This is a genomic window from Anaerocolumna sp. AGMB13025 (genome assembly GCF_029689925.1).
Taxonomy (GTDB): domain Bacteria; phylum Bacillota; class Clostridia; order Lachnospirales; family Lachnospiraceae; genus Anaerocolumna.
Genome location: NZ_CP121445.1, coordinates 6,513,015 through 6,529,721 on the forward strand (window position 1 = coordinate 6,513,015; position 16,707 = coordinate 6,529,721).

Here is a 16,707-nt window from a genome sequence, read left to right on the forward strand (position 1 = left end):
CTCTGATAGTAAAGATAATTTACACGGTGTTTAAATTTTGGAGGTTCGGGTAAGTGTTTCGGGTTTTATAAAGCTGTACCGCCAAGTGTTTTATAATTGACATAGTTGTACTGCCTGTTAGCTATATCCTGGATCTTATCGATTTTTATTGATTTTTTTAGATTTTTTTAGATTCTTGCATGATAACAGTATATCGGTCATCTATATATTGATTATATGATGACCGATATACGTTGAGATTGTCAATCTATTCTACAAAATAACAAAACTCTATTGAACAGCTCATTAATTGATTCAGCTCTTTAACTTAATTCAGCTCTTTAATTTAATACAACTCTTTAATCCATTCCATATTTCCATTGATTATATTCCAGGATCAGCACATCTTATTTTTTACATTTACTTTAACGCATCTATGGTACCAGTCCCGGCACTCCAGCCGTCTTTTGCTCCATCCTTGTTCCAACCACGTTTTTCCCAATAGATCAGCACGGCTATTCTGACCTTACTATCATAAATTCCGTTAACTGCAAGAGGGATAAAACTCTCTCCAGCCAATACACTGTTAAGTTTATTCTGCAGCCATCTGATATCATCCTTAGAGGAACTTTTAGTTATTGTTTTAGTCGGCACGATAATCTCCTCCACATAGTTTTTACCTGTATATTCACAGATTCCCATACATATTTCCCTGGCAGATTCCTTCCAGTAGTCCTCACTTCCCATTAACTCCACTGCTTCCCGCTGATTTGTCATAAAAGCCAGTTCGGTAAGGATTGCTCCTTTTACACCAAGGCTATTGCAATTACACATAGCCAGAGCCTGTTTCGTTATACCCCTGTTTACTTGAACCGTGCCTTTTACCAGATATTTTAATACTGTCTGGGCGAATTTTTCCGATTCGTTATTATATTTATCATGAATATATATCCCAAGGCCCTCCGGAGCGGTAAAAGCAGAGCCGTCCCCGCTAGCATTAAAATGGATACAGACGGAATAATCACATTTGGCATTCTTTATTACTCCCTGACGTTCTACTAATGGAGTATCGTTATCATTATAGGGATTCTCATCGTCAAAACCGGTCTGTACCGTATCAAAGCCGCAGCGCTTCAATTCCTTAATCAAGTAATTTGCAACTCCTGTATTGGCAGTATGCTCCCTGATACTTCCCCCTTTTTTCACATCAATCTTACCATCCTTGTTAAAATCTATATTGACTGGCAAAGGAGGGGTCCGTTTCCCCGGGGTCTCACTGCCATGACCTGCATCAACAGCTATTTTCATTTTAACCTCTATTCTTGCGCACGCTCTTTGCGCATACCAAGTTTGTGGTGCGCAAGCACAAACTTGCGAATGAAAATTTATTTTTTAGCCTAACACCCATTGCATGACACATCGGTAAGCAGATGTGTTACTGCCACATATAAAAAGGTTAAAAGAATCCATAAGTGGCATCCTCTCATTCATAATATTTTCTTTCAACCTAACTCCCATTGCATGCCGCATCTGCTCGCAGATGTGGTACAACCTCAAATCAGGGTGTGAAATGTCTTTTTATTTCACACTAGCTTCGATCTGTGCATTACAGCGCACGTATCACGCAGGTTATTCCCTTCACTTCCATAAAGCAAAGAAAAATACCTATAGTATTATATTAAAAATCTTATTACCTGTTCTTCTTGTATCCTATGGATACAGAACTAGCTGAATATTTAAAGAATACGTAGCAATAGGAAGGGGATATTAATAAATCAACGCGTGCTTACCGGTTTATGTGCCCCCTCACCAATTAGGTTAACTCTATGATGCAAATGGTACGAAACAGAAGGATTCTAAGATGTGGATTCAGGACTCAAAAAGCTGAATACAAAGTAATATAAGGTAAGATAAGGCAATGAAGTACTTAACCAATAAACCGGTTGACGGTATAGCGCATTGGTTATCATAAAAAAAACTTCAGGCTGGGCATACACCCAACCTCAGACTATAGACAAAGTCATTTGTTTCTTAAAACGCTGAGTATTGTGATTATAAATATACATCCATTTATTTTTATTCCCCTCTCTGCTATAATTAATTAAATTTGAATTTGTGATGGAGGGAATTATGGTACGTTTGGCAACGGTGAATGACGCAGAGCAATTAGACATCTTAAATAGTGAGTTTAATGGTAAAGGTGAGACAACTTTTGAGAATATAAAAGATTCTCTTTTAAACAATCAGCAGGAAGTTGTCATTGTAGCGGATGATAATGGCTTACTTGGGGGATTTGTTTGTATTCAGTTGAAAAAATCATTTTGTTATGATGAATATATGCCTGAAATCACAGAGGTATATGTTAAGATGGAATACAGAAAAAGAGGTATTGCAAGTGCAATGATAACCTTTGCGGAAGACTACTGTAGCAAGAAGTATCCAATACATAAATATGAGCTACTAACTGGAAAAAATAATTTCATTGCTCAATCAGTATATGACAAACTTGGATATAAAAATGATGGGGAAATACATCTATCAAAGCGGACGAAAAAATAAACAAATTCCAATATAAGAACAATCTAGCACAATACTAGATAGCATAATTATGTGGTAACTGTATATTCAAACAATAATTAAATAAAGAAACTATAGAAAACGCAGTTTGTCTACAGTCTGGAGGCTGGGTATATACCCAGCCTGTTTCTAGAAAAGAACTTACATAATATTATAAATATAGTAGACTTTCATTAGGAGTTTTACTAACCGTCTTGCAGACAGAAACTTCCTTCTAATCGATTAGCCCAAGTATCAATCAGAGACTACACTGATTAGATGCATCAGCCTGCCTTGATAATCCCCCCACATATTCGGAATGTTGAGTCCGGCATACATAAGGGCTCCGCCGCTTACTATTTCCCCGGTTTCTTCCACCTGGTACATAACTTCTTCCCTTAAACCTTTTAAATAAACCCTTCTCATATGAAGCCCGGTCTTGCGGATACCTGAATAAAGGTAACCAATGCTTCCTTTTTATCTTTGGAAACCACACTGTAGCAGTCGTATTCATTATTTTCCTGATAAGAGGCAATACGGAAGTAGTCTCCCTCCCGAACCAGATCATTATATTTATGATACATGGCAACCTGTTCCGGTATCAGGTTCCGGTCGGCTTCCGGTATTTTAGTAACGTCTAATTCATAGCCAAAGGTACCGGCCAGAGCTACATAACCCCTGGTGGATAATGGCGTAATCCTTCCATTGGAATGGCTTGGGCAGTCTGCTATATGGGCACCCATAGAGGACAGGGGATAAATAAGGGCGGTTCCCTCCTGTATCTTTAAGCGGTCTATGGCATCCGTGTTATCAGAAGTCCAAATCTGAGGACTGTAATAAAGCATACCGGGATCGAACCTACCTCCGCCGCTGGAACAGTTTTCGAGGAGAATATGAGGGAAATCTCTGGTGAGCTTATCCTGCAATTCATACATTCCAAGGACATAACGGTGATAGAGTTCCCCTTGGGTATCCCCGCTAAGGCTAACACTGCCAAGGTCTGTCAGAGCACGGTTCATATCCCATTTTACATATTCTATGTTGGACTCGGACAGAACTTTATGAATACTCTCATAAATTCCCTCCCTTACTTCTTTTCTGGATATGTCTAATACCAACTGATTTCTGGCTAAAGCACCACTTCGTCCGGGTATCTGTATCGCCCAGTCCGGATGGGCCCTGAACAGTTCTGAATCTGGTGACACCATCTCCGGTTCAACCCAGAGACCAAATTTCAGACCAATTTTATTAACTTCCTGAACAAGATAGGATAACCCGCCTTTTAATTTATTCTCATTTACAAACCAGTCTCCGAGTGAGGTGTTATCATCCTTCCTGTCACCAAACCAGCCATCATCCATTACCAGCATTTCAATACCAAGCTTTTTAGCTTCTCTGGCAATGTCTAATAGTTTATCCGTATCAAAATCAAAATAGGTGGCTTCCCAGTTGTTGATTAAAATCGGTCTTTTCTTATCTTTGTATCCGCCTCTGATCAGGTGGCTTCTATATAAATCATGGAAGGTTCTGGTCATCGCCCCGATTCCCTCTGAGGAATACACTAATACGGCTTCCGGAGCAGTAAAGGCAGCCCCTTTATCAAGCTTCCAGCAAAAATCCACCGGATTGATTCCTAAGGTTACCCGCAACATGTCCAGGTGGGTAATCTCTGCCTGAGCCATAAAGTTTCCGGAGTAAACCAGGTTAAAGCCATAGACTTCTCCCTGTTCTTCCTTGGCGTTGTGGTCTAATACCGCTATAAACGGCTGTTCCTGATGGGAAGATACCCCTCTTAGAGAATTAATCAGGTTCTTGCCGTCGGTAATTTTCCTTCTATTAATCATGCGTTCCTTGGCCCATTGTCCATACAAGGTTATCATGTCATACTCTTTGTTATCCATATCCACGCATGTGGTTAATACTTTGGTGAGGTAAATCGGTTCTTCGGAAGCATTAATAATCTTTACACTTCTAGTGATAGCATCCAGTTTTTCAAAAACGGTATATGTCAGTATAATGCGAAGCTTTAAGACTTTATCCTCACAAACCAGTTCCAGGGAAGTACATTCCTCCTCATTTCCAAAAGTAGCGGGAAGTCCTTCTAGTACCTTTTTCCCCTTATATATAACATGGGAAACGTAGGATAAACTACAGGCTGAATGACCGTCTGCTGTCTTAACAGAAAGACAGGATTCCCTGAAATCTCCAATCCCATGGGTTGAATATTCCATAGGCAGGGAATCTAAAAAGTTTACCCTGTCCCTATTACTCTTAGAAGGTAGCACGGAAGGATTACGCATTAAATAGCTAAGGTCTTCATCCTTTATCCTCCTGCCGTAATACATATGTCCTACAAAATTTTCTTCATCCACAATACCAAACATATAGGTAGATTTTGGTGTGTCCAATTTAAAGATTCGATTCGTTTCATTATACTTAATTCCCATAAAAGTTCCTCTGCCTTTCTCTCAAGTATATAGTTTTAGTCAAACTACTATTTAGAATTGCCGGGTGACCCCCTCTTAATCTAACAGGCATATTATAACCCTTCCTGGGACGGTTTATCAAATATTTCCTTTGGGAATTGGTAAATAATGCATTCTATGGTTTTACTTTATGAACTATATGACCGTTTTCAGAAAATAAGTATAAATATGGTTATGCCTTACATTAACCATTTTCCTAATTTGGGGCTCATGTTAAATAAGTATGTTGTAACATGCTATATTGCTATAAAAAAATAAACTTAAACCCAAAAAGAGTTATTTTATAGTTAATAGTAACACGAGAATTATTTTATCAAACTGTCATTATGACATAGGAAGATGATGAAGTAATATAATCTATTGTATGACATTTTCCCACAAACAGGAATGTACAAGAAATGCATTAATTGTAATGTTGAAGGAAAAATACCTCAAAAATGTTTAAACGGATTAATTGGAATTGAAAAAAGCTCCTCCTTATAGCAAACAGTTTATATTAAATAAACTGTCTACTACAAAGGGAGCATATCACTGAAACGGGGCTTTTCCCATTACTGCCTAATTATAAATAGTACCTACAGAATTTATAGATAACGAAACAATTCTAGATAACTAAGCAATATCTAGTTAACTAAGCAATATTTAATTCATAATCCATTTTATCTGTAAAGTTATAATCTAGCCAGTTCCTTAATAGTCCCAGGACCAACCTTCCAGCCGTCTTCTTTGCCATCCTGTTTCCAGCCTTTGAATTCCCAGTATATAAGGACTGCAATCCGGGTTCTGGTTCCAAATACTCCGTCAGCTATAAGGGGGATATACGTTACACCGGGTAAAGCCGTATTCAATTTCTGCTGTAACCATGTAATTGCTTCTTTGGGAGAAGTTTTTGTAATGCTTTTGGTTGGTGTCAGAATTTCTTCTACATATTTAACTCCAAAATAGTTACAGATTCCCTTACAGGTAGCTTCTCCATCGGCTTTCTGAAATTCTGGATCAAGCATTGTCTTAGCTTCTGCTAAGTTGTCCATAAATCCGGATTCCGTCAGTATGGCAGGCATATTCGTGTTATGTAGTACCGCTATATTAATGCCTGACTGTACAATATCTGCCTTAACACCCCTGTCTTCCCTTTTATGAGCCTGTACCAGTTCTGCCTGCACCAAACGGGCAAGGTTTTTACTGTCTTCTCCGGCATATTGGGATATGATTGTTTCTATTCCATGGGCATTTCCCCAGTTACCGGTTGAAGCGTTGTAATGCTTGGATATAAAAATATCCGCTTTTGCAGCATTGGCGGCTTTCCAACGGTCTGTTAAGGGTAGATCGGACGTCCCAGGACTTACATTAAGCGTCTGAAAACCGCACCGTTTCAGTGCCGCAATCAGGTATTCGGCGGCTGGTTTATTAAATTCTTTTTCATGAATCACCTCGCCTTTCTTTTTACCGAACCATTCTTCCGGTATGGCAGGAGTCCGCTTCCCTGCCGTTTCCATTCCATGTCCGCTGTCAACTGCAACTAAATAAGCCATATTACCCCTCCATTCTGCCGCCCTTAAGGCGGCTTAAATCTCTGGGAAGAAGTTATATTTTTCTATTACTCACGTGACTGCTGCCTTAGCAGTCGTTTGCAGTAACTAAGTATCTGCCCCTCATTCTTCCCTTTTTAGATAATTGTGAAACCTTAGATAAGCATTCTTTTATACCTTACAATTTATACAATTCCAGAGCTGAATCATGCTCAGATGACCTTACCCATACAGTCTCGAACGACCTTATCCATACGGTCTCGGATGACCTTATCCATTCAGCAACTGTAGCTATGAAATTTATATGAATTGTATAGATTTGTATAGAATTGTATGGATTTATAACGCTTTATGGTTTCGCAGTTACTGGTTTCCTTCTTTGTTAATTAAGTTTCTCATTGCTTCGTATAATCCGGTACTGGCCAGTCCGCTAATCATTCCGCCAAGTATTACGGCGGCAGTGATATGAGACAGGTTCATTGCGGCATTTACGCAGGTTCCAATTATCAGCATGATAACGGGTATGTATTTATTATTGATGAAATCAAGGCTTGTTTTAATGACATAACCGATACACAGGCAAATGCCTAATACTACCAGATTAATGTAGTCCTTTAAAAATGTAAGTTCCATATATTTCCTCCTTTATTATATCACAAATCCGCCTCATTCGTTCTTTTTATATAATTCAATATTATCCAGCCTTTTATGGGCCTGTTTTGTTAATTCCTCCAGTCGTATAATCCTTTCCCTGTCCTCTTTGCTATCGTTTTTCACATTGGTTAGTTCGGATTTTATTTCTGAAATCCCATTTCCTATATTCTCAAGCTTGACAATCACCGTTGTAAGCTCAGCAGTGTCCTGTTTTGTATCAGTCTTCTGATTTCTCTTTAGATTTGTTATCCCTGTATATATGCCAAAGGCAAGGGAAACACCGGAAATGAGCATAGCAACTTCGATGGTCATAGGCAATTGTCTCCTTTTTTAGTGATGAAACCCTTATATGTTATGTCATATAAGGGTCTCTGCTTAATAATATAGTCACTTACTTTGTGAAAACCTCACCGGTTATCTCCTGATATTGTTCTGGTGTAATGACTAAGTAGGTCTCTGCCATTGCTTCCATTAACATTAATTTCGCTTTCTTTTCATTAGCAAGCTGTTTCGTAAGGTCTGCGACTATCTCTTCTAAGTTATCTATACTGTTTTAAGAATGTCTGCGAATACAGGACTATGCGGTTTTTTCGATGTATCTATGCTTACAAGCCGTTTATCCTCTGGTACGGTTAATTTTATGAATTGTAGTCCTACAGGTCCTGCAAGAACGCCGCTTGTCTAATAATAAATTTTTCTGGTGTTATCATGATTAACTAAATATTCCATATATCCTCCTATTCATAGGCATGCCAATAACATATGGTTCCAGCATCGCCGAGCAGTATTGGAGCACAAAAACCGGTTGAATTAACATATGCCGCTCCCTTAAGCGCGCTAAAATTTTCGCCTCCTGACGGACCTGACGATTTATTATAGATTGCTGTTTTAAAAGATGGCTCTCTTGTTTCATTTCCTGTAATTGTTGTATATTGAGTCACATATTCATAGACTCCATTCCATTGAAAACAAATAATATGAATAAATGTAGGTGTAAATGTAAGTCCAGATACAGTTACAAAAGGATAATTATTTACTATACTGCCTGATTGATAATAAAACGTTGCTCTTGCTGTAGTTATCTCAACACTTCCATTTGCAAATTTTTTACCCATTGACGCAGCTCCCGCGACTCCCATTATGGAGGCTCCAGGTACTATACATGCAGGTACTAAATACGGCTCATAATGTCTTATGTAATTGATTCCATTTACATACTTCCCGTTAAGTCCCAAATGCATATAAGCATAGTTTGCACCATCGCCGGTGTAAGCCCCCGCGCTAACTGAACCGGTTCCCATTTGGTCATTGTAGTCTGGATTGACAACGGGTATATTTCCATTGATTTTGCTTCCATTTACATACCCAGAATACCCAGTAAGCATTTGCCCCGCTGTTACATTAGCATCTGCTGTATCTACCACACTATTTTTACCTGATTTCCCAAAGATACTAACACCAGATTTTATATTACCTGATACTAAATTAGGATCGCCGGCAACACCCCCGCTGCCATTATGATAACCTTTCGGGATTACTTGATTAGCTGTCCCTGGTGTAATGTTTACCACCCCATGGTTAGTCATATTACCAGTCACCTTGACTCCCTTTACATAAGCCGTCATTCCAGTCAATATCTGCTCTGCCGTTGCTGTGGCATCCTCGGTATCAACCCCTGTCTTTATTTGCCCTATAGCCGATGCAAGCTGAGTAAAAGTTGCATCGGTTGGTAGACTTACATCCGGATCCACGCCAGTAATAGCATTCTTAATTAAAGCCTTACCATTACTGGCTGACTGAAAAGCCTGATCTGCCTTATCTTTTGCTTCTTTTAACCCAGAGTCTATAATATCAAAATTCCCATTCAGCCCCTCAATACTGACATAATCATTCCCCTTCTGTTTCTCCAAATTATAATTCTGTGTATATTCTGCCATTCTCTCACCTCTCTCTTAACTGATCCCAGGTAAAGCTTCCTGCTTCTGCCCAGGTCATGTGCAAAATATCATTCCAGGTGTTATAGGTATACTCAAAGATAAAGCTCAAATGAGCCGGTTTAATTTCCTCAATGGTTAAAGTCAAATCCGCCATATTAGCCGGAATCCCTTTGGTTCCTACGAACTTCACCACAAAGCTGCTATTCTCATTATCCTCAATCACCACTACCTCGCCGTTGGAGTAGGACCTGGCTGCCTCTGCAATCATTTGTTTCGTTACAGTTCCGGTTCCCCTTACCTTGGCGCTGATTCGCTCCCGCCGGAATTCATCGCTTTTTGTTACATCTACCGTCAGTCCGTAGACTTTTTCATATCTGCTTAACAAAAAGGTGGCAGTATCAATAAAGCACTGGTCTACGGTTTCTTCCAGGTTGCCAGCTAGTTTATTTATCTCACCATTTAGCAGTCCTTGGAGGTTTTCCATGGTCTGATTGCCGGTATAGTACTCCGGTAGGTATTCCATTAAGTTCAGATTCATTCTGTAACCACCTCCGTCAGAGTAATTATTCCGGCAATTGGCATTTCCGTATCTTCTATCGCTACATTGGTTACTCCGCCATTTACAAGCAAATCCGAATAATCCGCTATCCCTTCCGTTGCCAGCAAAAGACTGCCAATTCTAGCATAACTGACCATATAGGCTTCAAATATGGTTCCTTTTAAATATCCGGTAAAGGCTTGTGTAAAGCTGCTTACAACCTCCTGTAAATGCCTGGTTCCATCCAGTTTTATATTGGCTGTTACCGATATATCCCGGCTGGCAGGACTGGTTACCGTAACTGTGGCTCCAATGGGTCTCACGGCTTCGATATGATTGTAAACCGGCTGTTCCAAACCGGTATCAATGGCCATATTGCTGTCCACAATAATAACTTTTACGGTTCCATTCCCATTCCAAAGAGGATATACTTTGGCATCCCCTACACCTGGAACTTCTAACGCCCATTTTTTATAATTATCCGCATTGCCGCTGGTACTTGGGGACTGAATCTGGTTATAGAACCTGATACGGAGATTATCATCCGTTTCCTCCTCTTCCCCGGCGGTTATAATTTCTGCCAGGGTTGCCTTGATATCTGGAATATTATCAAGGGTCAGAAGGTTACCGGTATATAGGTTTCCGGTTTCTCCGTATTGTTCACACTGGGCTTTGTAACTGTTTTCCGTTAAGCTGCCGGTAATAAGATACGTGGTTTCCCCAAGACCCCATCTGGAGCCAATTGGAATAGCACCAGTAGCCGTTACCTTTCTAACCGCCATAGTGGCAGGCTTTCTGGTAATACCGTAATCTGCTACCACCCTGTCCAGATAAATTCCCACTGCCGTATCCCCGGAAACCAGGTCTATAAAGTTATTTAAGTTAAAATAATTCTGTGCCAGCTGATAAGCACAAGGGGCAAGGGCATCGTAGATCACACTTCCTTCCCGCTTGTCCACATCACTGGTGACACGGCTTAACATATCTTCTAATATGGCTTCATATGTCATTACTTCAAACACTTAGTAAGTCACCTCCCTTGTAATCTGCATTTCCCCATAGATGCTGGTAACGGTAAAGGTACAGTTTATTTCATCCCCGGCCTCTGTAAATTGAAAATTGTCCACACCAGTAATCCTTTCGTCTGTTAACAGACATTCTCTGATTCTTCGCATGAGTTCTATTTTTACGTAGGTCGGGTCCTGCCCTATGAGATTATTCAGTTCAATTCCGTATTGAAAGCTATAGATGGGATACTCATATTTTTCTGTATTTAACACCTTATAGATAGCTTGTTTTAATGCTTCTCCATCGGTTACAAACCCCTGGATTTTATCTTCTGTCAACTGATAGGTTCTGCCAGGTTCTAAATCCTCGGAAAAAGTTAGTCCGTCCGGTATTCGATTTACTGGAATCACTTTATCACCTCCAGAATATAATACTGCTGCCCGCCGTGATTTCTGATTAATCTGACTTTATCCCCCGGCACTGCGGTAAGCTTTAGATTACCGATAATCAGTTCCTCCGGTATGGTCAGCTTATCACTGATTTGAATTCCATCCGCTGTAACAGTTCCAGGAAGTATGCTGCACAGCTTCGCATTATTTAAATAATTTTCCACGATTCTTTTAATCTCCTGTATCATTCATTACCTCCAGACTCATGGTGTGGGATGGCAGGAAGTCATGGGACACACTTTTTACCATCAGTTTCTTATTGTAGTTAATGTCTCCGATTAAACAGTAAAAACCGGAGCCGGCCCTTATTCTGGTATCTCCGATACAGTCAAGGCTTATGGTCTCTTTCTCTTTGTTGTGAAGCTTTAAAAGGTTATTGGCCATTTCTTTTATCTGGGATGAATTATATTTTTTATCAATATTCTCATAATATTGTAATAATCCATATTTATCGATAGATGATTCATCTTTTTTAACTGTAATATCCACCTTTTTCGCTTCTTCATCTTTGGAAACCAGCTTAATCATGTTATAAAAATCATCATCAATGGATTGATCAAATTTATAGTCATAACATAAACTGTTATCACCCAGTATCAAATCTGTACCCAGCTTTCCAAGTTCTCTTAAGGAAATCATACCAAATTCATCCCGAAGAGCGTACTGTTTCCCTTTGTGCAATGATGTATCACTGATAGCAGAATAAATGATATCCAGCCAGGTTTTATCATCCTGGACACCAGTAGCCAGTATATATTTTGTGTCTGCTATATCACCTTTTGAAAGTTTAAAATAATTGCACATTTTGTTGACTAACGTAGTCACTGTATCCCCTTTTACTACCAGGGTATCTTTGGCTTTGCAATATCTTAGCTGATCATAGGCTGTTATGCTGATTTCATTTCCTTTGCCGCGGCTTACTTTAAATACATACCCCTGAAATATATTGGCATTTTTATAAGTGAATTTTACAGCACTGCCATTTTTTATTTCAAGGTTATTATTTATATAGGAAAATTCCAGTTTGCTGCAGCCGTCATTTAATTTATCTTCATAGGATATTTTCGTCACCAACTCACTGATTTCATAAAACTGGTTATCCACACTTACTATAAATTCCATCATGGTATCACCAGCTTCTGCCCGGGATAAATCAGTGATGGGTTTTTTATTTTGTCTTTATTGGCATTATATATTTTTGTATACTTCGAGCCATTTCCATAATATTTCTTAGCAATTGCCCATAGACTGTCACCTGACTGGACCACATAAGTACCTTTATTTTTTGGATTTGTTTTATTATCATCTTGTTTAATCCGGTCGAAGTCCCTATATTCCAGAAGTTTAAAGGAAATGTATTTATCCCCTTCTTCTCCTGCTCTTTCTTTAATAGATAAATCTTCGATTAGCACCTTGATGTTTATACTATCATCATGCAGATTATCATTTTTAATTACGCGACCGGCTATAAACCTTACAGGTATTAAATTCTCCTGCCATTTAGAAAATAGCTTAATATAAAAGTTCGCTGACTTAAAAATAGGATCTTCATTACTGTTATTTTTTGCTGAATCTTCCTTTGTTTTTTTTGTTTCTACATAGCTGTACCATTGTAAAGGAAATTCACATTCAAAACTGTACTGCTTTAACTCCATATGGGTTGGGACTGCAATCTGACCAAGCTTTAGGACTTCAAACTTATTAATTGCCTGGGTGCTTGAAACTTCAATTTCTTCCGGGTTGGTCGGCAATCTGTATTTAGATTTTCCGGTATCAAAGAACACCGCGTACATAATATCCCCCCTCACTTGCCACTGCAATTTGATTTTGTAATATTTCCCTGATGCGAGCTACTATCTTATTGACATCCGCAGTCTCACGGACATCACCAAATTGAATACTTATATTAGGTGCTAAAGTGTTGGTCTTTACTTTAGATATGTTATCCTGTTCTGCAATTTCTTTTAAGTAGGCTAAATCATCCTCTGACATTTTTACATTCACTGAACTATTAGGATCAGTACCTGGAATCGGGGTATTATTGTTTATACCGAATCCATAGCTATTATAATTTCCTAAATTCGATAAATCAAAATTTGAGTTATTCTCCCTTGAATTGGTTGGTGATAGATTAAAATCTCTACCATTAGCAGAAAGCATACTATTTAACATTGCATCTAAATCATTCGTATTGATGTTGGTTGTATCTTTTGTATCATTAATGTCTTTGTTATGCAATATATTACTTAGATCTCTTGTCCCAGGTGAGTCATAAAATTTGTTATTACCACTAGGTCTTAAACCCTCTTCAGTTGGATTACCACCCAAAAGAGTTTCAATAGATTTTCCTACTTCTCCTCCAATATTTTCACCAATTTTCCAACTATCACCATAATTAGCACGATTCATAGGAATGCCAACATTACTTAATAAATTATTAATATCTAATTTAGGCACCTTATCCTCATAAGTTCCATCACCATATTTTTTTGCCTTTTCATCAGCATATACTTGTATATCTGCACGCAAACCTTTAATGGTTTCTGCAAAATTAGTTCCTAGAATAAAATCTATTCCAGTTGCCATTTTTTCAATAGCACCAAGTACATTATCCACTAAATCCCAAAACAGGTGTATAACGGAGCCCACGGGATCCTGTAAAAAATTTGCGAAAAAATTAGCAAATGCTACAAATAAATTAACCCAATATTCAATTTTCCGAAAAATTATCTGTGTTGCTGCAAAAAACAAATTAATAAATAAGGCTATAATAAAACCTATAAGTCCACCTATAAAAGCCATAGTTTCTTCACCCATAGTACGCAGTAAATATATAGCTGCCGCAATAGTCACTAATAGGATAATTATAGGAGCATTTAATCCCAAAAACGTAGCCAAATTAGTCAATAGCAAGGGAAGTAATGTAGCTAAGTATCCAATTATTACTGGTAATTTAGCTATTATATTAACTAATAATAATACACCTATTGCCATTAATGTTGATTCTATAAACGGCCAATATTTAGTAATAAGACTTACTACATAATCAATAGCGTCACCTACAGCATAGATAACTTCTATTATTAAATCAAAAAAATCTATAAAACCTTGGCTAGTAACCACATCATTAATTGCTATAAAAAGACTACCAAATGCATCAGTTCCAGCATTTTTAACTTTGTTCATAATATCCGTAAATGTTAATGGCATCTGATTAAAGTTATTATCAATTTCAGCTTGCATACCGAACATTGAATTTTTTATTTTTTCAGCCGTTAATTCTCCCTTATCTGCCATATTCAATAATTCATTTCCTGATTTACCTGTGAACTTAGATATCGCTTCATAAATTACCGGCGCGTTCTGCGCAATTGATAATAAAGCACCACTACCCATACTGCCACTAGCCATTGAATCTACCATCTGCTGCATGACTAATGGTTTCTTACTTTCACTTGTACCGCTGGCAACAACTGATTTTTGCAGTAATTCTGAAAATGAGACTACTTCTTGATTTGATTTGAACAAATTTCCTGTTGATAATCCTAGCTTTGTTACAGTATCGACCATATCTGCATAAGAGGTTCGTGCCTTATTTGCTGATATAAAAATTTTATCTTGTAACTTTACATGATCTTCCAAGCTATTAGTCATTAATCCTAATCTCGCATCCGTCTTTACATAATTTTCAATGCCGCTTAATCCTTTTTGAAATTGGGTAGCTACATTTCCTGCAACCTTATTTAGTTTTTCAAACTGATCGATAGGATCTGTCAATTTTTTGCTCTTCACCATAAAATTTGTAAATATACCTAAAACCGCACTAATATCCGCCATTACCTTCTGCCTCCTTTCGCCTTTATTCTATCCGACTGCTTTTTCTCCTCCTCAACCCGCACTGAGATACTGGCGTATATAAAAGCTTTTTCCCGTTGGCTCATGGCATCCAGCACGGAGGGAAGGATATGCAGTTTCTGAAGTGCAAAGTGAGCTAGATTAAACTCAGCATCACCCTGCCTTATTCGTTTTTTGCTTCTTCAATGTCCTCATTCACATCGGTATCAAGACCGCTTAAAGATTGAACTGCCTGGGCTAAGGTGGCATATTCGCCTACTAACAGCATGTTCTTAAGGGTTTCTGTTTCGCCAAGACCGTATTTATCCTGAAGCTTGGCGTCAAATAAATTGGGAAATACTACAGCGCTTGCGGTTAAGGCCTGAACATATTCCGTACGGTTAAAGGTTTCTGTTCCTTTTTTATCTTTTCTGGTATATTTCTTAATCAGCTGTTCGTTTTCCTTCTGGGTAATGGGGCGGATAATAAACGGAATTACTTTGCCGTCCTCCATAAAACGATTGGATACCACTACCTCCTGATTTTCAACTTGTACCGGATTTAAAAATGCTTTTAATGAACTCATATTAGTTCTCCTTTCCATTCAAATGAATCTGTTATTAAATTTGTGATGAACTACTTCGCTTACTTACTTAGGCTTACTTTCTTAGGCTTGCTTTCTTTGCCTTTCGCTTCGGGCTATTTTTCATCTGCTTTTCTTAACTAAATTCTTAACACCTATTACAAAATATACTTATCTTAATCTACCTTACTTAATCTACAACTCTTAATCCATAAATCTATAACAATATTTTTCAACAATCACCTTGTAAAAAGGGGGAATACAGACCTGATGCATACCAAATAGGTTCAAATTATTGATAAACCTTATAAAACATTTATCTCAAACATTTCATAAACAATACCTGAACAATTCAGCACTTAATCCCTTTACTAAAGTAGTATAAAAAATTAGTATTCAAATTCCGTATTTTCCAAACCAGCCCTCCTATCTATAATAACAAAGCCGGCCCTTATAAATACTTCCCGGGATCGATCAGATGAAGTCAGATGCAGCCAGCCCCCCTGCCAAACCAAACCTATGTATCGGGAGAAATATCCTGTGGCTATTGGCATTTATGGATAAAGTCAGGAAGAAATATACGTTCTAATCAGGTCTGTACTCTGCCTGCATCTACATGTTTTTATTTATATTTATATTTATTATTTTAATTATTAAAATCCGCATAATTTGCCGGTGTATTAAAATCGCTCAGCTTTTCAATATTATCAAAGGTAAAGTCCGTATCAATGGTAATCGGATCATCGGATTGGTCATCCAGGGTAGTTACCGGTATGGTTTTTAACAATACATTATGAAGCCGTACCTCCTGTCTGCCAATAGAAGACTGAGGGTCTTCATTGATTGCATGAATGGTAATATCACCGAAATTTCCCCCACTTAGATACTCAACTGCAAGTTTTAACATATCGGAGTTCATAAAATACATGGTCATACTTCCGGTACCTTCTGCCCCTACTACTTTGTGCTGAGTCATGCGGTGACCTAACATTCTTCTGGCTTGTACCGTTAAATCAATCTGGGCTTTTAAGCTGGAGATTTCAAATAATACTCTGCTTTCTCCGTTGATTATGATAAAGGCTTTCCCCTCTTTTGAAGAGATGGTATCTGCTAATCTTACATAATTATTATTGTCTGACATATTCTATCTGCCT

Annotated in this window: 15 protein-coding genes and 1 pseudogene; 1 reads left to right on the forward strand and 15 read right to left on the reverse strand. The window is 38.2% G+C overall.

The window, feature by feature from the left end; translation table 11 throughout:
* Positions 1–399: 399 nt before the first annotated feature.
* Positions 400–1,287: an N-acetylmuramoyl-L-alanine amidase gene (locus QA584_RS27295; RefSeq protein WP_278272249.1), complete on the reverse strand. Its 888-nt coding sequence runs from the start codon at positions 1,285–1,287 to the stop codon at positions 400–402.
* A gap of 822 nt (positions 1,288–2,109) precedes the next feature.
* Between QA584_RS27295 and QA584_RS27300 the strand changes: the two genes are divergently transcribed.
* The gene (locus QA584_RS27300; protein WP_278272250.1) at positions 2,110–2,538 is read left to right on the forward strand and encodes a GNAT family N-acetyltransferase; all 429 of its coding nucleotides are present in this window, start codon (positions 2,110–2,112) and stop codon (positions 2,536–2,538) included.
* A gap of 252 nt (positions 2,539–2,790) precedes the next feature.
* Here QA584_RS27300 and QA584_RS27305 read toward each other — a convergent pair.
* The 14 genes and pseudogenes from QA584_RS27305 to QA584_RS27370 form a co-directional block, all read right to left on the reverse strand.
* Positions 2,791–4,982 (reverse strand): annotated as a pseudogene (locus QA584_RS27305) (alpha-galactosidase).
* A gap of 710 nt (positions 4,983–5,692) precedes the next feature.
* Positions 5,693–6,553, reverse strand: a complete 861-nt coding sequence (locus QA584_RS27310; protein ID WP_278272251.1) for an N-acetylmuramoyl-L-alanine amidase — start codon at positions 6,551–6,553, stop codon at positions 5,693–5,695.
* A gap of 360 nt (positions 6,554–6,913) precedes the next feature.
* Positions 6,914–7,183, reverse strand: a complete 270-nt coding sequence (locus tag QA584_RS27315) for a phage holin family protein (protein WP_278272252.1) — start codon at positions 7,181–7,183, stop codon at positions 6,914–6,916.
* Positions 7,184–7,216: 33 nt separating this feature from the next.
* Positions 7,217–7,516 (reverse strand): hypothetical protein, encoded by a 300-nt coding sequence (locus QA584_RS27320; RefSeq protein ID WP_278272253.1) that lies wholly within the window; start codon positions 7,514–7,516, stop codon positions 7,217–7,219.
* A gap of 425 nt (positions 7,517–7,941) precedes the next feature.
* Positions 7,942–9,141: a hypothetical protein gene (locus tag QA584_RS27325; protein WP_278272254.1), complete on the reverse strand. Its 1,200-nt coding sequence runs from the start codon at positions 9,139–9,141 to the stop codon at positions 7,942–7,944.
* 4 nt (positions 9,142–9,145) lie between these two features.
* A complete protein-coding gene (locus tag QA584_RS27330) occupies positions 9,146–9,679 on the reverse strand; it encodes a putative phage tail protein (RefSeq protein ID WP_278272255.1) in 534 nt (177 codons plus the stop codon).
* Positions 9,676–10,701 (reverse strand): baseplate J/gp47 family protein, encoded by a 1,026-nt coding sequence (locus QA584_RS27335; RefSeq protein WP_278272256.1) that lies wholly within the window; start codon positions 10,699–10,701, stop codon positions 9,676–9,678. Before QA584_RS27335 ends, QA584_RS27330 begins: the two co-directional genes overlap by 4 nt.
* Positions 10,702–11,097 carry a DUF2634 domain-containing protein gene (locus tag QA584_RS27340; RefSeq protein WP_278272257.1) on the reverse strand — a complete coding sequence of 132 codons (396 nt, stop codon included), beginning with the start codon at positions 11,095–11,097 and terminating at the stop codon, positions 10,702–10,704. It abuts the gene before it with no gap.
* Positions 11,094–11,324 carry a DNA helicase gene (locus QA584_RS27345; protein WP_278272258.1) on the reverse strand — a complete coding sequence of 77 codons (231 nt, stop codon included), beginning with the start codon at positions 11,322–11,324 and terminating at the stop codon, positions 11,094–11,096. Before QA584_RS27345 ends, QA584_RS27340 begins: the two co-directional genes overlap by 4 nt.
* Positions 11,308–12,261 carry an XkdQ/YqbQ family protein gene (locus QA584_RS27350; RefSeq protein WP_278272259.1) on the reverse strand — a complete coding sequence of 318 codons (954 nt, stop codon included), beginning with the start codon at positions 12,259–12,261 and terminating at the stop codon, positions 11,308–11,310. The genes QA584_RS27345 and QA584_RS27350 overlap by 17 nt, the downstream gene beginning before the upstream one ends.
* Positions 12,258–12,929: a LysM peptidoglycan-binding domain-containing protein gene (locus QA584_RS27355; protein ID WP_331487778.1), complete on the reverse strand. Its 672-nt coding sequence runs from the start codon at positions 12,927–12,929 to the stop codon at positions 12,258–12,260. The genes QA584_RS27350 and QA584_RS27355 overlap by 4 nt, the downstream gene beginning before the upstream one ends.
* Positions 12,910–14,973 (reverse strand): tape measure protein, encoded by a 2,064-nt coding sequence (locus QA584_RS27360; RefSeq protein WP_278272260.1) that lies wholly within the window; start codon positions 14,971–14,973, stop codon positions 12,910–12,912. Before QA584_RS27360 ends, QA584_RS27355 begins: the two co-directional genes overlap by 20 nt.
* Positions 14,974–15,154: 181 nt before the next feature.
* A complete protein-coding gene (locus tag QA584_RS27365; protein WP_278272261.1) occupies positions 15,155–15,556 on the reverse strand; it encodes a phage tail assembly chaperone in 402 nt (133 codons plus the stop codon).
* 643 nt (positions 15,557–16,199) lie between these two features.
* Positions 16,200–16,694: a phage tail tube protein gene (locus tag QA584_RS27370; RefSeq protein WP_278272262.1), complete on the reverse strand. Its 495-nt coding sequence runs from the start codon at positions 16,692–16,694 to the stop codon at positions 16,200–16,202.
* Positions 16,695–16,707: the final 13 nt, after the last annotated feature.